At 42.5% G+C, this 240-nt stretch carries 1 tRNA gene; it reads left to right on the forward strand.

The annotated features are described in order from the left end of the window. Positions 1–10: 10 nt before the first annotated feature. Positions 11–86: transfer RNA gene (locus ACXAGP_RS22125), tRNA-Ala, on the forward strand. The last annotated feature ends 154 nt before the right edge of the window (positions 87–240 follow it).

Here is a 240-nt window from a genome sequence, read left to right on the forward strand (position 1 = left end):
AGCAAGAAATGGGGCTATAGCTCAGCTGGGAGAGCGCCTGATTTGCATTCAGGAGGTCAGCAGTTCGATCCTGCTTAGCTCCACCACTTCTTCTTTACATTGTAGGTTGAGCTTTAGCTCGACTAAGCCTTAACAGATAGGTTTGCTCATAAGTTTATCTGTTAAGGTTTTTTTGACCCTCGGGTCTGCCTTAAACTGTTCTTTAACAAACTGGAAAAGCTGATAAATCATCGATATTGA

This window comes from Planctobacterium sp. AWM4_229 (assembly GCF_056160305.1).